Raw genomic sequence first — 20,035 nt, 5'->3', positions numbered from 1 at the left:
ATAAGGCTTCCTCCAATTATATTTCGCCTGAAGGCGATGTCCCCCTTCTTTGGGGCCATTGGGATGATTATTGGAAAAGGGCGAGGTTCAAAAAGAGGAAATTCATTTATCCGCTATTCCTAAGCTCTATGCCTGCCATGAGCTGAAGAACTGCAGCTGAAGCGCTGAACAGAAGAACTCCCTCGCCTCCCCACCTGTAATCACCGCTGCAAGGAATTTGTACCGATGACGCCTCTGCTATGCATCAGAGCAAACTCGTCTTGCAAATCGGCAAGTTGATCCATTCTTATTCGAACGCTGTCCCGTACCTATATAAGGAGCGTTAGCTCAACGAAACAGATGCTGAGATTTCCCGCGCTCAGGACAGGTCGTCTGGCTAATGGCTCAACGGAGCCAGACAGATCCTTCACGCGATAGAGTCTCGCAATCAGAGGAAATCAGAATGCTTTTTGACAGCTTTACCTTCGGCAGAATTCAACTCGCCAACCGCATGGTCATGTCGCCGATGACGCGCAACCGCGCCATTGAGAACAACACGCCGAATGCGCTCATGGCAACCTATTATGGCCAGCGGGCATCGGCCGGCCTCATCATCACCGAAGGAACATCGCCCTCGCCGAATGGCCTGGGATACCCGCGTATTCCGGGGCTTTTTAATGAAGCCCATGTCAAGGCCTGGAAAGGCGTAACCGACGCCGTTCATGCAAAGGGCGGCAAGATCTTCGTTCAGTTCATGCATTGCGGCCGTGTTGGCAACCAGCTTAACCTGCCGGCTGGGGCAAAAGTGGTCGGCCCGACCGATGAAGTGCTTTCGGGTGAAATCTACACGGACGCCAAAGGCATGCAGCCGCACACGCCGCCGCATGCAATGTCGGAAAAAGACATTGCCGACGCAGTGGCGGAATTTGCCCATGCAGCCACCCTCGCCATCAGCGCCGGGTTTGACGGCGTGGAGCTTCACGGCGCCAATGGTTATCTCATCGAGCAGTTCCTGAACGCCAACGTCAACCAGCGCAAGGACGGCTACGGCGGGAGCATCGCAAACCGCAACCGCTTCGCGCTTGAAGTGGTTCGCGCCACAGTGGCCGCAATCGGTGCCGACCGCGTGGGCATCCGCCTGTCGCCGCACGGCGTTTTTAACAGCACGGGCGCCTTTGCCGATGTCGATCAGCAATATGAGGCGCTGGTGAAAGAGCTTTCCGATATCGGAATTCTCTATATTCACGTGCTGGATCACTCGGCGATGGGTGCGCCGCCTGTACCGGCCGAACTGAAGGCCAAGTTGCGCGCCGCATTCAAGGGCGTCTTTATCGCAGCCGGCGGCTTCGACAAGGACAGCGCCGAAGCTGCCCTGCGCGCAAATCAGGCAGACCTCATCGCGTTTGGCCGCGCGTTCCTGTCCAATCTGGATCTGGTGAGCCGGTTCAAGCTGAACGCGCCCCTGAACGCGCCCGACATGGAAACCTTCTACACCCCCGGCGAAAAAGGCTACACGGATTATCCGGAATTGCAGAACGCCTGACGCGGACGGCCTGCTCCATGCAGTCAAGAGCCCCCTGATCGAAGGATCAGGGGGCTTTTTAAATATGAACCAGCCCGGCCGCAGTCTTCACGCCATGGCGGCGATCATGTTCAGCCGCGCAAGTTCCTGCGGGCTCAGGCGCAGTGCTGCCGCGGCGACATTGTCACGCAGATGCGTGCGGCGCGATGTTCCGGGAATGACGAGAATGTTCGGGCTGCGCTGCAGCAGCCAGGCAAGCGCAACGCTTTGCGGCGTTTTCCCCATGTCCTGAGCCACGCGGGACAGTTCATCCGATTGCAGCGGAGTAAAGCCACCCAGCGGAAAATACGGCACATAGGCAATGCCGGCCTCGGCCAGAGCATCGATCATGGCGTCATCGTCGCGCCGCACAATATTATAATGGTTTTGCACGCAGACCACAGGAGCAATTTCCCGGGCCGCCGCAACCTGCGCCATACTGACATTGCTGATGCCGATATGCGCCAGCAGCCCCTCCTCCTGCATCTGCCGCATCGCATGCATCGGCGCGGTAATATCATCTTCCGGGCCGCCCATGCGCAGATTAACGATGAACAGGCGGTCAAGTTTCAGATTCTGCAGATTGTCCTCGACGGACTTGCGCAGGAATCCGGCGCTGCGCTCAAGTATCCAGCGCCCCTGATCGTCCCGCCAGGCCCCGACCTTGGTCACGATCGTCAGATCGTCCGGATAGGGGAACAGCGACTCGCGGATCAGGCGATTGGTCACATAGGGGCCATAAAAATCGCTCGTGTCGATGTGATCGACGCCAAGCCGCAAGGCCTCGCGCAGAACGGAGTGGGCCTCGTCGGGGTCGGCAGGTTCCCCGAAAACATGCGGCCCGGCAAGCTGCATCGCGCCATAGCCCATGCGGCAAACAGAAACGGACGTGCCGGGAAAAGTGAAGCGGCCTGCATCGGCGGCCGAAACGGAAGTGTTCATCAGAAGTCTCCTTTTCCGATCACTATGACTGATCGACGAAAACTTGATAATCCGCGTAATCACGAATACACTGTTCGTCATGCCGAACAATTTGCACCAACCGTCCTTCGACGATCTTTCAGTTTTTCTCGCAGTGGCCAGAGCGGGCGGGTTCCGGATGGCGGCGCGGCGGCTGGGGCTCTCGCCCTCGACAATAAGCGAGACGGTCTCGAGGCTCGAGCGCCAACTCAACCTCCCGTTATTTGCCCGCACCACGCGCAGCTTGCGGCTAACTGAAGCTGGGCGCACCCTTCATGATCGGGTCGCCCCGCTTTTTGCCGAGACACGCATGGCGCTGGACGATGCGGCAAGTTCGCGTGACGAGGTGCGCGGACGCCTGAAACTCAACGTGCCGGGCGCCGTCATGGTGGATATTCTGCCGCCTCTGATCGACGGGTTTCTGGCTCTTCATCCCGAGGTCCGGATCGAAATCATGGTCGATGACCGGTTCGTCGAAATTATCAACGAGGATTGTGACGCCGGTATCCGCTATGGCGAACATCTGGCGCAGGACATGATCGCCGTGCCCATCGGCCCGCGCCGGCAATGGAGCGCGCTGGCCGCCTCGCCCGAATATATTCACCGGCGCGGCATGCCGGGCCATCCGCGCGACCTGCTGGATCATGATTGCATCCGCACCCGCTTTGCCAGCGGCGCGCTGAGCGAATGGACATTTGAGAAGGCAAGCGAAAGCCTGACACTCGATCCGCCAGCCCGGCTTGTGATCGGCGCGGGCGGGGCTTCTGCGGCCATTGCGCTCGCAATGGCCGGGCACGGCCTGATTTACAGCTTCCGCAACTGGCTCGATCCCCATATCGGACGGGGCGAACTCGTGCCGGTCTTGCAGGACTGGTGGCCCGCCTTCGATGGCCCCCGCCTCTATTTTTCAAGCCGTTTCATGCCAAGGCCGCTGCGCGCATTCGTCGATTTTATCGCCGCCCGGTAGGCGCTGCCCGGAATTGCCGGATGTCCGCAACTTGCCCGGCCTTGACGCTGGATCCAGAACGCAGGAAGATCAGTGCGCGGCTCAGTTTCCGGCCATGCGGCTCCTGGGAGATGAGGATGGCGCGCTTACCGTCCGGTTCAGCTACGCAAGCCCAAGGCGCCGGATTGAGCGAAGCAGAGGCCACACGCCGGCTGAAGCAATTCGGGCCGAACGCGATTCCCCAGCCGCGGCAACGGCCTTTGCTGAAATTGCTCAAAAAATTCTGGGGTCCCATTCCCTGGATGCTGGAAGCCACAATTGTGCTTCAGTTCGCTATGGGCAAGCATATTGAAGCGCTGGTGATCGCTGTCCTGCTTCTGGCCAATGCCGCGATCTCGTTCATCGAAGAAGGACGCGCCGGCCATGCGCTGGACCTGTTGCGTAATCGCCTGAGCGCCAAAGCCCGGACCAAGCGGGACGGCAAATGGCGAACCATCGATGCGACCGGACTGGTTCCGGGCGATCTGGTGCACCTGCGCATGGGTGATCTGGTGCCGGCCGACATCATGATCGGCGAAGGCGAATTGCTTCTGGATCAATCCGTCCTCACCGGAGAATCCGCTCCCGTGGAATTAGGAGAAGGCAAGTTCGCCTATGCCGCAGCCATCATCCGTCGCGGCGAAGCCACCGGCGAGGTCGTTCAAACCGGCGGCCGGACCTATTTTGGCAAGACGGCTGAACTGGTGCGGACAGCGCGGACGGAAAGCCATCTGCAGACGACAATCTTCGGGATCGTTCGTGTCCTGATCAGCGTTGACGCCGTTCTGATCGCCGCCCTTCTGGCCTTCTCCGTCTGGACGCACCTGCCCGCGCGCGATGTCGTGTCGTTCACCACGATCCTGCTCGTTGCATCCGTTCCCGTGGCGCTGCCAGCCACCTTCACCCTCGCCACGGCCCTCGGCGCGTCAGAACTGGCGCGTTCAGGAGTTCTGCTGACACGATTGTCGGCCATAGAGGAAGCCGCCGGCATGGACGTGTTATGCACCGACAAAACCGGCACGCTGACACAAAATCGCATGACTCTGGCCGATGCCCGGCCGGTCGCCGCTGTTTCCCGCGAAGACCTCCTGCATCTTGCCGCACTCGCCTGCGACCCCGCTACTCAGGATCCGATCGACCTTGCCATTCTCGCCGCGGAGAATTCAGAACCGATACCGGCCAACACGCCGCAAAGGCTTCGGTTCGAGCCGTTTGACCCGGCCACCCGCTACGCAATGGGCCATTATCAGACCAGCAAGGGCGGGCTCTGCGTGGCCAAGGGGGCTCCGGCGGCGATCAGCGCCCTGATTGCTCAGGCGCCGGATATCACGAAGATGACGGCAGAGCTAACCGCGGCGGGCAACCGGGTTCTTGCCGTGGCCGACGGTCCGGACCGCGACCATCTCAGACTGACAGGCCTGCTCGCTCTGGAGGACCCGCTGCGGACGGATTCGAAGGCGCTCATCAAGGGTCTGCAGGAACTGGGCGTGCGTGTGATCATGGTCACGGGCGACAGCGGGTCCACCGCCCATGCCGTCGCCAGTCAGGTTGGGATCATCGGCAAGAGCGCCTCACCAGACATATTGAACCAGCTTGACAGCAGGCAGGCGCTCGAGTTCGGCGTTTTTGCCCGCGTCTTCCCCGAACACAAAATTCGGCTGATCCGCTTGCTGCAGAACGCGGGGCATGTCGTGGGCATGACAGGCGATGGCGTCAATGACGCACCGGCACTCAGGCAGGCCAATGTCGGCATTGCTGTGGCGAGCGCCACAGACGTTGCGCGCGCCGCCGCCGGCATGGTGCTCACGCAGCCAGGTCTGGTGGATGTTCTGACAGCGATACGCGCCAGCCGCCGCATTTATCAGCGCATGCTGACTTACACCATCAATAAGATCATGAAAACATTGGAAATCGCGGTGTTCCTCACGCTCGGCGTAATCCTGACGCATAGTTTCATCATCACACCCTTTCTTATCGTGCTGCTGCTGTTCACCAATGATTTCGTTACGATGGCTCTGGCCACCGACAATGTTGGCTATTCGCCGGGGCCCGACAAGTGGGATATCCGGACGCTGATGCTGACAGGCGGTCTTCTGGCGGCTTTCGTGCTCGCGCTCTCCTTCGGCCTGTTCTTCGTCGCACGCGACCTTCTGGGTCTTGAACTTCAGCAAATCCAGACACTTGTTTTCGTCATGCTTGTCGCAACCGGGCAGGGCAATGTCTATCTCGTGCGGGAACGAGGCCATTTCTGGCGATCGCGGCCCAGCAACTGGCTGATCGTCAGTTCAATAGCCGATCTGGTCATCGTTGCCTTTATGGCGTCGCGGGGCATTCTGATGACGGCCGTCAGTCCGGCTCTGATCGCCTTGCTGCTGGCGGTGGTGGCAGCCTATCTGCTCATCCTCGATCAGCTGAAGGTTCATCTCTTCCGATATCAGCATCTGGTCTGATGCCGTCCGCTCTAGAGATCGAAATTGGTCGGCAGCAAGACCACGTCGCGTATGGTCATACCGCGCGGACGCGTCAGCATAAACAGCACTACATTTGCAACCTCGCTGGCCTCCAACAGGCTCCCGGTGTCCCGTGCTTCCTGCAGCTTTTCCGCCGGCCAGTCCGCCAGCAGCGAGGTGATAACCGGGCCGGGCGAGATCGAACCCACGCGGATGCCATGTTTGAACACCTGACGCCGGACGGTCTGGACAAAGCAGTTCACTGCCCATTTGGAAGCCGCGTAAACCGGCTCCCACGGCGTCGGGAAATGCGCCGCGAGCGAACTTGTGACGATAATGTCGCCCGTGCGGCGCCCGATCATGTGCGGCAGCACGTCGTGCACATTCTTCATGACGACATTGATGTTCAGGTTCAGCATCCGGTCGATGGCTGCTGTATCGGCATCGACAAGATCGCCGCCGACATAGGTGCCAGCATTGGCGTGCAGGATATCGATCCGGCCAGCCTTTTCCAGAACTTTTGGCAGCAAGCTGGCGCAATCGCCGGCATCAAGCAGGTTGATCACCAGCGGAATCACGGCATCACCATATTTGGCGCGATGCCCCGCGAGCGCGGCCTCGTCCCGGTCAACCATCACCACGCGCGCCCCGGCGGCCAGCATCGCCTCGGTACTTGCCAGCCCGATACCCGACGCAGCACCTGTCACGACTGCAATCTTGCCTTCAAGTTCTTGTCCCATGGCGTGCCTCTCTTGTGCTTCCGGCCTGCGCCGGTCATATCGGCCCCATTGTTAAATCGGGAATGACCTTCCGGCTAGTGGCGTCCGTGAATAGTATTGCAGGCGGAATGACTGACCCAGCACCGGCGTCCAAATTCCATAGGTAAGCGCGGCAGAATATTATGCGTTTAAAATAAAGGTTCGCTTATTGGACAATATGTGCGAAGCTTAATCTGAGGTGTGTCACAGCGACATCAGGCCAAATTGGATAAGGTTGCCAGGACATGAACCGTAACACGCTTTTTGCTATCATCGGAATATTGGCCGTTGCACTGACCGTGGTTGGCTATCAACTTTACAACGAACGGCGGAAGACGAACAGCGTCGAAATTCAGTTCAATGAAAAAGGTATTTCCATAGAGAAGAAGTAAATAGCTTCTTGTCTCGATGATTTTTTAAACTGGCGTGAATTTGCAGAAGCCAGTCAAAACCTCGAATTATAAAACTCAGATAATACAAATATTTATTGACCCCTCACGAAGGAGGCATGCTCATGTCCATTGGAACAATTCTCGTTATTTTATTGATCATTTTTCTGCTTGGCGGCTTCAGTGGCCGTTTCGGCGGCTATGGCTATGGTTACGGCCACAGCGGCGTCGGCGCAATCGGAGTCATCCTGATCATCCTCGTGGTTCTCATGCTGCTCGGACGCATCTAGACTGATTTGTCAGCCCGTCATTGCAAGGTGACGATCACAAGACTTTTGCATTTTGCCGGTGGCTGACAGGCCGCCGGTCAAATCTGGCCATATTTCATCACCGGCCTGCCTCAAGACGGGATGACGACCGGAATCTGTGGCCTCATCGGCATAAATTCCCAAAAAACCGCCGCCCAAATTCCGCCAAACAACGTCGTTAGGCTTAAAATCATTGCGTTGCCAGATTATCGTCTGTCGGCGACCCAACGACGGAGATTTACCGCTGGCAGACTGCGAAAATCACGAAATATGCGCCAAATTTCCGATGAGTAGTTTCCGAAACTATCGCGGCAGGCGCGATTGCGTTTAAATCGCCTGCATTCACAAGAAACAAATGGGATCGGCAATGGCAACGAGCCAAAGATGTTTGCGCTCTGTCACGTCTGATTGTATCGGAGAAACTATAAATGAGTAAAATCAGAGACTTGCTGCTAGCCGGTTCAATCTTGCCGTCCTTTGTTCTGGGCCAGTCCGCCCCCGTAGCAGCGCAAATGCCATCAAAAAATTGGCTGCTGGCACAAAATTCAGCCGAGCCGGCAGAAGATCCGGCTCTCTTGCTCCAGAAACGCAAAGGCGTCCCTGATCACAAACCCGCTGGCACGCCAAAAGCGCCTGAACCGCCGAAACCTGCCACAAGCCTGCCGTCTGCTCCCGAACCTCAGAATGCGCCCGGACAGATGAAGCCGGTTCCCCCTGCGAAAGCGCCGGTTCCTGCGCCGCTCAATGCGCCTCCACAGGCGAAGCCCGCCCTGCCTGCCGGGCATGTGCTGCCCGTGCCGTCACCGCAGAACGCACCGGCCTTGGTCAAGCCTCCGGCTCCCGCGATTGTCCCCGCCCCGGCACCGCTCAATGCGCCCGCGCAGGTGAAGCCTGCCCTGCCCGCTGGCCAGCCACCGGTCGCGCCGCCTGCACAAACCGCACCGGCCTTGGTCAAGCCTGCGGCTCCCACGATAGTCCCTGCCCCAGCACCGCTCAACGCGCCTCCACAGGCGAAGCCCGCCCTGCCCGCCGGACATGTGCTGCCCGTGCCGCCACCGCAGAACGCACCGGCCTTGGTCAAGCCTCCGGCTCCCGCGATTGTCCCCGCCCCGGCACCGCTCAACGCGCCTGCGCAGGTGAAGCCTGCCCTGCCCGCTGGCCAGCCGCCGGCCGCGCCGCCGACACAAACCGCACCGGCCTCGGTGAAGCCTCCGGCTCCCGCGATTGCGCCTGCCCCGGCGCCAAATGCGCCGTCGGCGCTGAAACCTTCCGCCGCGCCGAATGCTCAGCCTCCTGCCCCCGCCCCGGCCCCGCAGAGTAAAGGCATCACGCCTTCCACCGCTGCCGCGATCGGCCTTGGTGCCGGTCTTATCGGCGGCTTCATAGCCGGCACGGCGGTACATCAATATTCGGATGTCCAAAGCCAGCGCCAGCAGGTGAACGGCGATGGCTTCACGGTCTACCGCGAGCCTGACCGCATGATCATCCAGCAGAATGACAATTATATCATTCGGCATGATGAAACGCGGCGTTTCCGCGACCTAGGTCAAGATGTCCGGACTGTTCAGCAGGGCAATACGCTTGTCACAATCTGGCGTCGCCCGGATGGCGATCAGATCATCACGATCACTGATCTCAACGGCCGTCTGCTTCGCCGTATCCGGCGCTTGAACGACGGCCGCGAGATCGTCCTGATCGACAATACCTATTCCGGACCGGAGCGCACCTATAATGATGAAATTATCTATCTTGCGCCGCCGCCCCGGGATATGCCGGAGCAGGACTATATCGTAGATGCTCGCAGCGCGCCCGAAGGCATGCTGTACGAAACCCTGACAGCGCCACCTGTTGCGCCATTACCGCGCCGCTACACTCTGGATGAAGTGCGCGTCAGCCCCGATCTGCGCAACCGCATGCGCTCCGTCGAGCTCAACACGATCAATTTCGACACAGCCTCCTGGGAAGTTACGCCCGATCAGATCGGCCAGTTGGCAAGTGTCGCACAGGCACTGAACCAGTCGATCAGAAGAAATCCCAATGAAGTATTCCTCGTTGAAGGGTATACCGATGCAGTGGGCTCCGAGGTTGATAATCTCTCCCTGTCCGATCGCCGGGCGCAATCTGTTGCCACCATTCTGACGCAAAACTTTGGCGTTCCGCCGGAAAATCTCACCAGCCAGGGCTATGGCGAGCAATTCCTGAAGGTCAATACACAGGAAGCTTCGCGTGAAAACCGCCGCGTCACAATAAGACGTATCACACCGCTGCTGAACGGCCCGCAGGCAGGGCAATAAAGTAATTTGCGGTTCGCAGACACGGAGATACCGTTTGGCTAATCCGTGCTAAAGTGGGCGCCGGGGCATTCTTGCCCCGACGTTGCGACAGCACAACAGGATCAACCAATACAGACGACCATGACTGACGACCTCAAGCTGCACTGGGATCAGGTCTATTCCTCCAAAAAGGAAACGGACGTGAGCTGGTATGAGCAAACTCCGGCAATCTCGCTGGAACTGCTCGATCTGGTTCACGCCGCACCGGATAGCGCGATTGTCGATATCGGCGGCGGCGCCTCGCATCTGGTCGATGCACTTCTCGAGAAGGCCTTCACCGACCTGACCGTTCTCGATCTGTCTGAAACCGCCCTGATGACCACGCAGGCGCGCCTTGGCAAGGCTGGCGAAATGGTTCAGTGGGTCGTTGCCGATGTCACCCAATGGCGTCCCCGGCGCACATATGACATCTGGCACGACCGCGCGGCCTTTCATTTCCTGATCAGACCGGAGCAGCAGCGCGCTTATGCAGAGGTGCTCAGGCGCGCGCTGAAGCCGAACGGACATGCGATTTTTGGCACATTTGCACCCGATGGCCCCGAGAAATGCTCGGGCCTGCCGGTAGCCCGGCACGACGCGGCCTCGATCGCGGCCATTCTGGGGCCCGAATTCGCGCTGATTGACAGCCGCCGCCATGAACACATCGTGCCTTGGGGCGCGATCCAGAAATTTCAGTTCAGCACCTTCCGACGGGCAGCGCCGATATAAACGCCCTTCCCATCGGTCTCAGTCTGCCAAAGGCGGAAAAAGTGCGGACAAGCGGGTTTCGCATCAAGACCTCCGGGCGGTGCCCCGTGCGCCATCCGCGCCAAGACGACTTCAGCTGGCGCCCAACGGCGCATAGGCGATAGCCTCGATCTCGACCTTGCAATCCACCATCATGTCAGCCCGGACACAGGAACGGGCCGGCAATGCCGCTCCGAAATATTCGTTATAGACACTGTTGAAGCTCCAGAAGTCGCGTGTATCGGCCAGCCAGACCGTGACCTTGACCACATGCGAGAGATCAAGCCCGGCCAGAGCCAGCGCCGATCTGACATTTTCAATGGTCAGGCGCGTCTGCGCGACAATGCCACCCGGTACGATTTCGCCATCCGGCCCCATGGCCACCTGACCGGAAACATAGACAAAATCCCCCGCCCGCACCGCCTTGACAAAAGGCAGAGCCTTGCCGCCCGCACCCGTTCCAACGCCGCCATACCTTATGATTGTCATGTGCTTTTCCTCTTGTTGATCAATCGCGGGCATTGCCCAAAAATTCGGCCAGACGCGGACTTTTCGGCCTGCCGAAAATCTCGTCCGGCTTACCCTGCTCGGCTATCAGGCCTTTTTCCATGAAAACAACCCGATGCGATACATCGCGGGCAAAACGCATTTCATGCGTTACGATCAGCAGGGTTGCGCCTTCGGCGGCAATCGCGCGCACCGTGGCAAGCACCTCCTGCACCAGTTCCGGATCAAGCGCCGAGGTAATCTCGTCCAGCAGCACGAGCTTGGGGTTCATGGCAAGAGCGCGGGCGATAGCCACGCGCTGCTGCTGCCCCCCTGACAACTGGCCGGGATAATGATCGGCCCGCGCCGCGAGATTAACCCGCGCCAGCCAGCCTTCGGCAATCGACCGCGCCTCAGCTTTGCTCATACCCTTCACCTTACGCAATCCGAGCATGATATTCTCGGCTGCGGTCAGGTGGGGGAACAGATTGAAACTCTGAAAAACCATTCCGGTCATGGCGCGCTGGCGCGACAATTCAGCGTCGCGCAGGCGGGTTCGGCGACCGTTCTCAGTGCGATAGCCGATGGCCGCGCCGTCAAGGATGATCTCGCCGCCATCGAATTCCTCGAGAAGATTGACGCAGCGCAGCAGCGTCGTCTTGCCCGAGCCGCTGGAACCGATGATCGAGACAACCTCGCCTTTATGGACGTCGAGATCGACTCCCTTGAGGATTTCCACCGGACCGAAATGCTTGTGCAGGTCTTTGATTTGGAGAAGTGGCGGCATGATCAGGTCTTTCAACGGAAGGCGACGCGGCGCTCGACATAGGCGCCAAGGCGTTCGATGGAAAAATTGACGAGCAGATAGAGAATCCCGGCCAGCAGGTAGAATTCGAGCGTCATGAAATTGCGCCCGACAATTTCCTGAGTTTTGAGCAGCAATTCACCGACACCTATGGCGGAAAGCAGCGTCGAGGCCTTGACCAGTTCAACCCCGGTGTTGATCCGGGTCGGCAGGATGGAGCGCAATGCCTGCGGCAGCAGCACATAGGCAATCGTCTGCGGGAAGGTGAGACCGATGGAGCGGGCAGCCTCGGTCTGGCCGCGCGGGATGGATTGCAGCGCGCCGCGTACAATTTCGGCCACATGCGAAGCACAGAACAAAGTCAGCGCCAGCATGCCAGAGACAAAAGCCCCAAGGCGCAGGCCAAAAGCCGCCGGAATATAAAAGGCTGCCAATATCAGCACCAGAACCGGCGTGCCGCGCAGGAGGTCGATGTAGATCCGGCTCAGCAGACGCAGAGTCCAATGCCCATAAACCAGCGCCAGACCAATGAGGGCGCCAAGCAACGTCCCGAAAAGAATGGCGGCCGCAGAGGCCTCCAGCGTATGGAAAAACCCCTCGGCCAGTTCAAGGCGCGCCATCCAGAGCTGGACGAAAAATTCACTCATGATCTTTCTCCCGGCTCAGAATTTCGGAAAGCGGCGCTCGAGACGGCGCAGCGCAAGGGCGATGATGAAACAGGTGACGATATAGAGTGCGCTGGTGACCGACCATGTCTCGACCACGCGGAAACTCTCGATATTGATCTTGCGCGCCTGAAAGGTCAGTTCCTGCACGGAGATAGCGGCAGCAATCGACGTATCTTTGAACAGGGAGATGAACGTGCTGCCAAGCGCAGGCAAAGCATTGCGCAACATCACCGGCGCGACCACATAGACATTGGTTTGCAAGCGGGTAAGGCCGATTGCGCGGCCCGCCTCGACGATGCCCCTTGGCACAGCGACAAGGCCGGCGCGGAACACTTCCGCCAGATAGGCGCCCGAATAGACCGACAAGGCCAGAATGAAGCTCGGTATTTTATCGAAAGTGATACCTGCCTGCGGCAGACCAAAATAGATCAGCAGGATGATGACAAGAATAGGCGTGTTGCGGATGATGGCGACATAGGTTGCCACACAGCGGCGCGCGGCGCGCGAAGGGCCGGTGCTGGCAAAGCCTGCAATCAGGCCGATGAGGGCGCCGATCGCCACCGATGCCAGCGCAAGGCCGAGGCCACGGGCAAGGCCCAGCAGCAATTTATCGAAATTGGCCCATATCGGCGCAAAATTGAGCACATAGCTCATGATCAACCCGTTCTGAAATCAGTGATGCCGTTCGGCTGACCGGCATGGCGGAGCGCAACGCCCGCCATGCCGCTGTTCATTATCGCATTTCGGACGGGAAGCCGATCTTTGGCTCCGGCGGGGTTTCGCCGAACCACGTTTCGAAGGACTTCTTATAATCAGCAAAATCGACGCCGGTCATGGCTTCGCGCAACGCTGTATTGACGAAGTTCAGCCAATCCTGATCCCCCTGCTTGACGGCGCAGGAATAGGTCTGCGGATTCCAGCCGTAACCTGCATCGGCATATTTGCCCGGGTTCTGCTTCATGAACCAGCGCAAGGAGGACATATCCGTGGCAGCCGCCGCCGCCCGGCCCGAATTGAGCGCCTGATACATCAGGTCGACGCTTTCATACTGGTCAACCTTGGCCTGCGGCAGCGCCTGATGAACCATGTCTTCGGCATAGACATTCTGCAGCACCGAAATGGTGACGGCGGAACCGGCAGCCTTCAGGGCGGCAAAATCGGCATATTTGCCGCCGCTGGGCAGCAGCAGGCCGACGCCCTCCCTGTAATAGGGAATGGTAAAGGCCACCTGCTGGGCCCGGGCGGCGGTGACGGTCATAAACTGACAGGTGATATCGACCTGATCTGTCATGATGTTGGGAATGCGGGCATCCGACGATTGCGTCACGAACTCGATCTTGTTCGGATCATTGAACAGGCCCTTGGCGATGATCCGACCGATGTCCACGTCGAATCCGGACAGATTGCCCTTATCATCCTTGAAGTGCCAGGGCGGATTTGTACTGCCCGTTCCCAGGATCAGCTTGCCGCGCGCCAGCACCTGCTGGAGCTTGCTTTCGGCCTGCGCCGTACCGGCAGTCAGAGCCGCAAGGGTCAAGGCGCCGAGCCCGGCCCACAATGCTTTGGAAAAAGTTTTCATGAATGCCGCCTTCAATCCTTGGAAGGATCGTGAACCTCACCTATTTGTCTCTTATAAAAGACATATGTCCATAATTAAAGACAAATGGACGCTATACAATTTAGCGCTTTTGTGTCAAGAGGTTTGTAAAAGTGGGAATGATGCATGAGCAATATCGCCAGACAGACATCCGGAGAGGCGCCGGCAGAACGTCAGAACGGCATCGACCGGGTGATTGAAATTCTCGAAACCCTGCTGCGCCTGCACGCGCCGACGAAGATCGGCGAAATCGCGCGCCAGATGGGCGCGCCGCGCTCAACCGTTTATGCAATCGTCAATCGTCTGGTTCGAGCAGATATCCTCGAAACCGTCGGCGAAGACGGCTATGTCTACTTCGGCAAGGCTCTGCATCTTTATGGCCGCGCTTATGGCGACGCCAATCCGCTGCACCGGCGCTGCCGCGAGATGCTGGACCGGCTGGCCGCCGAGACGAGCGCCACGGCCCAGCTTTGCGCGCTGCGCGGCAATAAATATGTGGTTGTCGATACGCGTGACGGCTCCGGCCTGTTCCGCATCTCCACAGATGTGGGCGTGGAGGTGCCCCTGCCCTGGACGGCGTCAGGCCGCCTGCTGCTCGACCATATGAACGCGGAACGGATCAGGTCGTTCATTCCGCCTGAAGACCTGCGGCTGCCGAACGGCCGCGTGATCGACATCGAGGACTTCATCCGCGATGTTGCCAGCGCCTGTCAGGCCGGATGCTGCGAAACGACGGCGCTTTCGGACCCACACACAACATGCCTCGCCGCGCCCATCCGCGATCGCAATGGCGTGGCAGCGGCCACGCTTTGCTTCGTCATTCCGGCTGATTCAGCCGCAACACGCAAACAGGAATTGCTCAACCGCCTCGTTGAATCTGCACGAGAACTTTCCGACCAGAGCTGGACTCAATCCGCATGACCCTTTTCTTTTCCACAGGCTTTCATCCGGCACCTGCCGGCATGACCATCGACGAACTCGAGACGCCCTGCGTCCTCATCGAATCAGGCAAGGCGCTCGATAACCTTACCCGCTGGCAAACCCGCTGCGCCGCGCTGGGCATCGCCAATCGTCCCCATGTGAAAACGCACAAATCCACCTATTGGGCCCGCAAGCAGATGGAGCTTGGCGCTGTCGGCGTCACCTGCCAGACATTGCGCGAGGCGGAAGTCATGGCCGATGCAGGAATCGGCGATATCCTGATCGCCTATAACATCATCGGCGCCAGCAAACTGGCCCGGCTCGCGGCATTGGCGCGACGGGTAAAAATGAGTGTCGTCGCCGATTCGGCAAAAGTGGTGCACGGCCTTGCCGCCCTCGCCGCGCATGAAGGCGTTTCGCTGACGGTTCTTGTCGAATGCGACACCGGTGCCAACCGCTGCGGCGTGAAAACACCGGAAGCGGCACAGGATCTGGCGGCACAGATTGCGGGAGCTTCGGGCCTGACCTTTGGCGGACTGATGACCTATCCGCCGCCGGGCGGGCGCAAGGCCTCGCGCGACTTTCTCGCAAAAGCAAAAGCGCTCTGTGAAAACGCCGGCCTGACCGTGGCTGTCATTTCCTCCGGCGGCACACCGGACAAGGGCAGTGATGACGGGCTCGATACAGTAACTGAATACCGGGCCGGAACGTATATCTACAATGACCGCTCCCTGATCCATCGCGGCGCCTGCACCGAGAGCGAATGCGCCTTGCATGTTCTGGCCAGCGTTGTAAGCCGCCATTCGCCGGGCCGCGCCATCATCGATGCCGGTTCAAAGGTGCTGACGAGCGACCTGCTCGGCATGCAGGATTACGGCCTCGTGGTCGGCCAGCCGGGCGTGATCGTATCGCGGCTCGACGAAGAGCACGGCTACCTCGACAAGGCCGGGGGCGGCATCGCGCTCGATGTGGGCGACAAAGTGCGTATCATTCCGAACCACGCCTGCGTGGTTTCGAACCTGTTCGACCGCGTGGCGCTGGTCAGCGGCAACGATGTGCTGGGCTTTGTCGATGTCAATGCCCGCGAGCGCATCGACTGGGCGCATTCCTCGGTCTGACCGGGGTTCCGCGGCTTTGGCCAGTGCATTGAACAGCGCGCCCGCCTGAACCTCTCCGGCCTCACCCTGAGCCTTTGATCGGGCGGTGCTGTCCCGTTACAGGGTCTGCGTCACCTTGCGCAGGCGGACGGGATGATCCGGGTCGCAGCCGCGCGCCCGCGCCAGCTTCTCGGCGAGATCGTAGAACGAGACCAGCATAACCAGCGCATCAAGCAGAGGATGTTTGCAAGGCCGGAACCGCAAACGATCTTCGGTATCAGGCCCCTCACCGGCCACAAGGACATGCCCGCCCGCCGATCTCAGCTTTTCAATGGCGGTTTGCATGGCCGCGAATGAAGCGTCCTTCGGGTGGAAGGCCAGAACCGGAAAGCCGCGATGCACCAGTTGCAGCGGGCCATGCATGACTTCCGCGCCGCTGAACGGCTCGGCATGGAGCATGGCGGTTTCCTTCAGCTTCAGCGCCGCTTCATGGGCGATCGGCAGGGCCGGGCCGCGCCCGATTATATAGGCGCTCGGCGCCTCACGAAGCAGCATCAGCGGAGCCTGCCAATCGGCTTCGATGGCTGCTGTCATGGCCTCGGGAAGGTCATGCAGCGCCTGAAGCAGGTGGGCATCCTGTTTCCACTCGGCCAGAATTGCGGCAAGGGCCAGGGCGGACATGACAAAACTCTTGGTGGCCGCGACGCTGGTTTCCGGCCCTGCGTGAATCTGCACCACGGCATCGGCCCCTGCGGCCAGCGGGGAGTCCCCGTCATTGACGACCGCAAGCGCAAAAGCTCCGGAAGAACGGGCCGAGGCCTGCAGGGCAACTATGTCCGGGCTCTGGCCGGACTGGGACACGGAGACGATCAGCGCGCCAGATACTTTCAGCCGGGCCTGATAGACTGAGGCAACCGAAGGCCCGATCGACGCCACGGGAAGCCCAAGCAGAATTTCAGCCAGATATTTGAAATAGCCGGCCGCATTGTCCGAGGAGCCCCGCGCGCAGGTCACCGCAAAAGCCGGATCAAGATCGCGCAAGGTCGCGCCGATCTGCCTGAGATTAGCGCCTTCCCGAGCAAAAAATTCGCCGATTATGGCGGGAATCTGCCGGATTTCCCGCGCCATGGCGGTGGTGGCGCTATGTGTCATCCACTCATACCCTCAACGTCTGCATCAACGCACAGCGGCTTGCCGATCATTTCAATTTACTGGTGCTGCCGCTTCTATCGCCTGCTTCACCCAATCCAGCCGGGCCGCCGGTATCAGCCCGAAATTATAGAAATTCACGCCGCCGGCTCCGGCGGAAACGGCGGCCTGCACCCTGGCGGCCAGATCCGCGGCATCCCGCATCTCAGGCCAGAACACCCGGAAGCCCGCGCCAAGATAGCGGTCCGGCCCGATGGCCGCCCGAGCACGGCGGAGCATATCACGGGTTTCATCCGCGCTCATGTCATAGGCGCAGAAGATCATGCCATCGCTGACCCGCGCCAGCGCTGTGGTATCGCAGCCGCTGAGCCAGCCATCGAGAATATCGATCACATAAAGCCGGGTTGCCGGATGGGTATGTTCGCGCATCGCCGCGACAAGGCTCGTCACCGGCTCGCTGCGCCAGCGCACATAATCCAGAATTGCCGGTTCATTGCTGAAGTTATTGAAGCCGCCTTTCTGGAAATCGGGCCAGCGCGGCGCGGGAACCGCCCGTTCAAACGCTTCGCAGATCAACGTGCGCGCGCGCGCGCGCGCCGCCAGCGCATCCACGCCCGCCTTACCCGAACGCGCGATACAGGCCGGGCAAAAGCACAACGACAGCAGAAAATCATCTTCAGCCGTAAGGCCGACGCCATCCTTCTCATGATGGTGACCATGGGCGTAGGGCATGAAGCAGGGCGTTTCCAGCTCGATGGAATCGGGGCGGTACTGCGCGCTCATATCCTGCACCAGAGCACAGACATAGGCGCGGGCATCTTCATGCGACGGGCAGAGGCTGAAGGAATTTCGGTGCCCGAAGGCATTCTCGGTGGTGACATCCGGATGGAGCATGCCGAGGCGCGAATTATGCAGACAAACGGTCCAAGCCGAAACGCCAAGGCCGGTGCGCTCGCGCATATCCACAAGCTGACGCAGCACATCGCCCTTGGCCAGAATATCGGCGGCCCTCGGCTTCAGCCGGGATTTCTGCCAGGCATCCCGCGTGGGCCTGAAATAAATCACGCCGTCCTCGGGATAATAGACTTTCTCCGTGGCAAAGCGCGGCTGGAGAAAGCGTCCCGCATGATAGGATGCGGCAAGGCTGATGCTATTGAGCCCGGCACGCTCCTCAAGCTCGGCGCAGGTGCGCTCAATACCCAGCGCCTGCACATCCCAAGGATAGGTCCACATCGAGAACTGCATGTATTTTCCTATGCAAAAGCACTGAGGACCTGCCCCGGCAAGGCGCCGGTAACCTGCGACTGCGCGACAACTGCCTGCCCGGCTACCCAGACATGGCTTAGGCCCGAAGGCAGCAATGTGGGTTGGTCAAAGGTGGCGTGGTCGGCCACGTCGTCACCAAACAATACGAGATCGGCAATCATACCAGGCCGCACCAGCCCGCGTGCGGCCAGTCCGAACCTCTGGGCGGCCACGGATGTCATGCGGCGCACGGCATCTTCCAGCGGGAACCACCCGGCCTCGCGCACCAGCGGTCCGGCGATGCGCGGAAAGGTACCAAAGGCCCGCGGATGCGGCTTGGTACCCGGACGCGGCAGGCCATCGGAACCGAACATGTGCAGGCGATGCGTACAGGCGCAGCGCAGATCCGCTTCATCGAGCTGAAACAGGACGATGCCTGTCTGACCGTCATCCTCGCGGATCAGCCGCACCATGAGATCGAAAGGCCCGACGCCGGTTTCCTCGGCGGCAGCAGCCATATTGCGCCCTTCGAGATGTTTGAGCGCGGGCGAATTGATCGCAGACAGGCGCACATTTTCCCAGCCGATCAGCGCGACCTTGGACTGGATATGCGAATCCGCACTGCCCTGCTCGACCCAGCGCTGCAGATCCGTCCGGCTCGGCGCATCGTCGAGACGCGCCAGCAGAGCCGCATGGCCGCCCGCCAGCGCCTGCGGCGGCAGAAGCTGGAGAATATAACTGCTGCCCGCCGGATAGGGATACATATCGAAGCTGACATCGACGCCATCGGCGCGCGCCTGCTCCAGCCGCTCCAGCGCCTTGGGAATATTGCCCCAGTTTGGTCGCCCCGCCGACTGCAGGTGGGAAAGCAGCCCCGCGCATCCCGCCTGACGCAGGATAGCGGTAAACTCGTCGATGGCGGTCAGGAGACCGGCCTCATAGCTGCGGATATGCGCGGCCAGCACCTTGCCGTGGTCGCGGACTGTACGTGCCAGAGCCAGCATTTCCGAATTATCGGCATAGGCGCTGGGCGGATAGACCAGCCCGAGCGAAAGACCAGCCGCGCCTTGCACCAGCTGAGCAGCCAGCAAGGCCTGCATCCGGGCAATTTCGTCGGGCGTGGCCGCGCGCTGCTCAAACCCCATGACGGCAAGACGCAGCGCCGCATGTCCGACAAGCGAAATGACGTTGAGCGCAATGCCGCGCCGGTGCAACCCCTCGCGATAGGCCGCAAGATCGGCAAAGATTTCATCTGGCCGCGTTTCCCCCAGCAAGGAGGAAAAATGCTGGCGCAGCAGTTCCTTCGAACCTTCAACGGCCGGATAGAGCGAGAAGCTGCAATTGCCCGCCACGACAGAGGTGACGCCCTGCAGGATCTTCTCCGGCCGCAAAGGCTCGCGCAGGCCAATCAGATCATCGTGGCAATGCGCATCGATAAACCCCGGAGCAAGATATTGCGCATGTCCCTCGATGATCCGGCTTGCACCGGGCGAGAGATTTGATCCGATTTCGGCTATATGCGCACCGTCTATCCGCAGATCGGCGGCAAACCAGGGCGCGCCCGTACCGTCGATGATGCGGACATTGCGGATCAGCGTACTGTCGGCCATAGCCTTGC

At 60.0% G+C, this 20,035-nt stretch carries 19 protein-coding genes; 9 read left to right on the top strand and 10 right to left on the bottom strand.

The features are described 5' to 3' along the window. Positions 1-442: 442 nt before the first annotated feature. Positions 443-1,522: an alkene reductase gene (locus tag AC0N03_RS13310; RefSeq protein WP_474289297.1), complete on the top strand. Its 1,080-nt coding sequence runs from the start codon at positions 443-445 to the stop codon at positions 1,520-1,522. Positions 1,523-1,609: 87 nt separating this feature from the next. Here AC0N03_RS13310 and AC0N03_RS13305 read toward each other — a convergent pair whose 3' ends face one another. After that, complete coding sequence (locus tag AC0N03_RS13305) at positions 1,610-2,482, bottom strand: oxidoreductase (protein ID WP_474289296.1); 873 nt, start codon at positions 2,480-2,482, stop codon at positions 1,610-1,612. Positions 2,483-2,561: 79 nt separating this feature from the next. Here AC0N03_RS13305 and AC0N03_RS13300 point away from each other — a divergent pair, with 79 nt between their 5' ends. Together AC0N03_RS13300 and AC0N03_RS13295 are read left to right on the top strand one after the other, a co-directional pair. Next, the gene (locus AC0N03_RS13300) at positions 2,562-3,467 is read left to right on the top strand and encodes a LysR family transcriptional regulator (protein WP_474289295.1); all 906 of its coding nucleotides are present in this window, start codon (positions 2,562-2,564) and stop codon (positions 3,465-3,467) included. A 116-nt stretch (positions 3,468-3,583) separates the two neighbouring features. Next, positions 3,584-5,935 carry a plasma-membrane proton-efflux P-type ATPase gene (locus tag AC0N03_RS13295; protein WP_474289294.1) on the top strand — a complete coding sequence of 784 codons (2,352 nt, stop codon included), beginning with the start codon at positions 3,584-3,586 and terminating at the stop codon, positions 5,933-5,935. Positions 5,936-5,946: 11 nt separating this feature from the next. On the opposite strand, the gene AC0N03_RS13290 is transcribed toward AC0N03_RS13295, so the two are convergent. Further along, positions 5,947-6,675 carry an SDR family oxidoreductase gene (locus AC0N03_RS13290; protein ID WP_474289293.1) on the bottom strand — a complete coding sequence of 243 codons (729 nt, stop codon included), beginning with the start codon at positions 6,673-6,675 and terminating at the stop codon, positions 5,947-5,949. A 263-nt stretch (positions 6,676-6,938) separates the two neighbouring features. Between AC0N03_RS13290 and AC0N03_RS13285 the strand changes: the two genes are divergently transcribed. From AC0N03_RS13285 to AC0N03_RS13270, 4 genes are all read left to right on the top strand, one after another. Beyond that, positions 6,939-7,085, top strand: a complete 147-nt coding sequence (locus tag AC0N03_RS13285) for a hypothetical protein (protein WP_474289292.1) — start codon at positions 6,939-6,941, stop codon at positions 7,083-7,085. 122 nt (positions 7,086-7,207) lie between these two features. After that, positions 7,208-7,372: a DUF3309 family protein gene (locus tag AC0N03_RS13280; protein ID WP_474289291.1), complete on the top strand. Its 165-nt coding sequence runs from the start codon at positions 7,208-7,210 to the stop codon at positions 7,370-7,372. 530 nt (positions 7,373-7,902) lie between these two features. Beyond that, entirely contained in the window at positions 7,903-9,684 is a 1,782-nt protein-coding gene (locus AC0N03_RS13275; protein ID WP_474289290.1) for an OmpA family protein, read from the top strand. A 120-nt stretch (positions 9,685-9,804) separates the two neighbouring features. Further along, positions 9,805-10,431, top strand: coding sequence for a class I SAM-dependent methyltransferase (locus AC0N03_RS13270; protein ID WP_474289289.1), 627 nt, complete (start codon positions 9,805-9,807; stop codon positions 10,429-10,431). Between the two features lie 111 nt (positions 10,432-10,542). Here AC0N03_RS13270 and AC0N03_RS13265 read toward each other — a convergent pair whose 3' ends face one another. The 5 genes from AC0N03_RS13265 to AC0N03_RS13245 form a co-directional block, all read right to left on the bottom strand. Continuing rightward, positions 10,543-10,938 (bottom strand): RidA family protein, encoded by a 396-nt coding sequence (locus AC0N03_RS13265; protein WP_474289288.1) that lies wholly within the window; start codon positions 10,936-10,938, stop codon positions 10,543-10,545. Between the two features lie 19 nt (positions 10,939-10,957). After that, positions 10,958-11,722, bottom strand: coding sequence for an amino acid ABC transporter ATP-binding protein (locus tag AC0N03_RS13260; protein WP_474289287.1), 765 nt, complete (start codon positions 11,720-11,722; stop codon positions 10,958-10,960). Positions 11,723-11,733: 11 nt separating this feature from the next. After that, positions 11,734-12,387, bottom strand: a complete 654-nt coding sequence (locus AC0N03_RS13255; protein ID WP_474289286.1) for an amino acid ABC transporter permease — start codon at positions 12,385-12,387, stop codon at positions 11,734-11,736. Between the two features lie 15 nt (positions 12,388-12,402). Then, positions 12,403-13,062, bottom strand: coding sequence for an amino acid ABC transporter permease (locus AC0N03_RS13250; RefSeq protein ID WP_474289285.1), 660 nt, complete (start codon positions 13,060-13,062; stop codon positions 12,403-12,405). Between the two features lie 79 nt (positions 13,063-13,141). Further along, positions 13,142-13,987, bottom strand: a complete 846-nt coding sequence (locus tag AC0N03_RS13245; protein ID WP_474289284.1) for a transporter substrate-binding domain-containing protein — start codon at positions 13,985-13,987, stop codon at positions 13,142-13,144. A 144-nt stretch (positions 13,988-14,131) separates the two neighbouring features. Here AC0N03_RS13245 and AC0N03_RS13240 point away from each other — a divergent pair, with 144 nt between their 5' ends. Together AC0N03_RS13240 and AC0N03_RS13235 are read left to right on the top strand one after the other, a co-directional pair. Next, positions 14,132-14,926: an IclR family transcriptional regulator gene (locus AC0N03_RS13240; protein WP_474289283.1), complete on the top strand. Its 795-nt coding sequence runs from the start codon at positions 14,132-14,134 to the stop codon at positions 14,924-14,926. After that, complete coding sequence (locus AC0N03_RS13235) at positions 14,923-16,044, top strand: alanine racemase (protein ID WP_474289282.1); 1,122 nt, start codon at positions 14,923-14,925, stop codon at positions 16,042-16,044. Before AC0N03_RS13240 ends, AC0N03_RS13235 begins: the two co-directional genes overlap by 4 nt. 96 nt (positions 16,045-16,140) lie before the next feature. Here AC0N03_RS13235 and AC0N03_RS13230 read toward each other — a convergent pair whose 3' ends face one another. Genes AC0N03_RS13230 through AC0N03_RS13220 form a run of 3 tightly spaced genes read right to left on the bottom strand, consistent with a single transcriptional unit; the run spans position 16,141 to position 20,027 of the window. Next, positions 16,141-17,175 (bottom strand): SIS domain-containing protein, encoded by a 1,035-nt coding sequence (locus AC0N03_RS13230; RefSeq protein ID WP_474289281.1) that lies wholly within the window; start codon positions 17,173-17,175, stop codon positions 16,141-16,143. Between the two features lie 51 nt (positions 17,176-17,226). After that, positions 17,227-18,417 carry a hypothetical protein gene (locus AC0N03_RS13225; protein WP_474289280.1) on the bottom strand — a complete coding sequence of 397 codons (1,191 nt, stop codon included), beginning with the start codon at positions 18,415-18,417 and terminating at the stop codon, positions 17,227-17,229. An 8-nt stretch (positions 18,418-18,425) separates the two neighbouring features. Next, on the bottom strand, positions 18,426-20,027 hold the full coding sequence (locus AC0N03_RS13220) for an N-acyl-D-amino-acid deacylase family protein (RefSeq protein WP_474289279.1): 1,602 nt from the start codon (positions 20,025-20,027) through the stop codon (positions 18,426-18,428). Positions 20,028-20,035: the final 8 nt, after the last annotated feature.

The organism is Methylocystis sp. sgz306128, from assembly GCF_056032725.1.
This window is presented reverse-complemented; position numbering and strand designations above follow the sequence as displayed.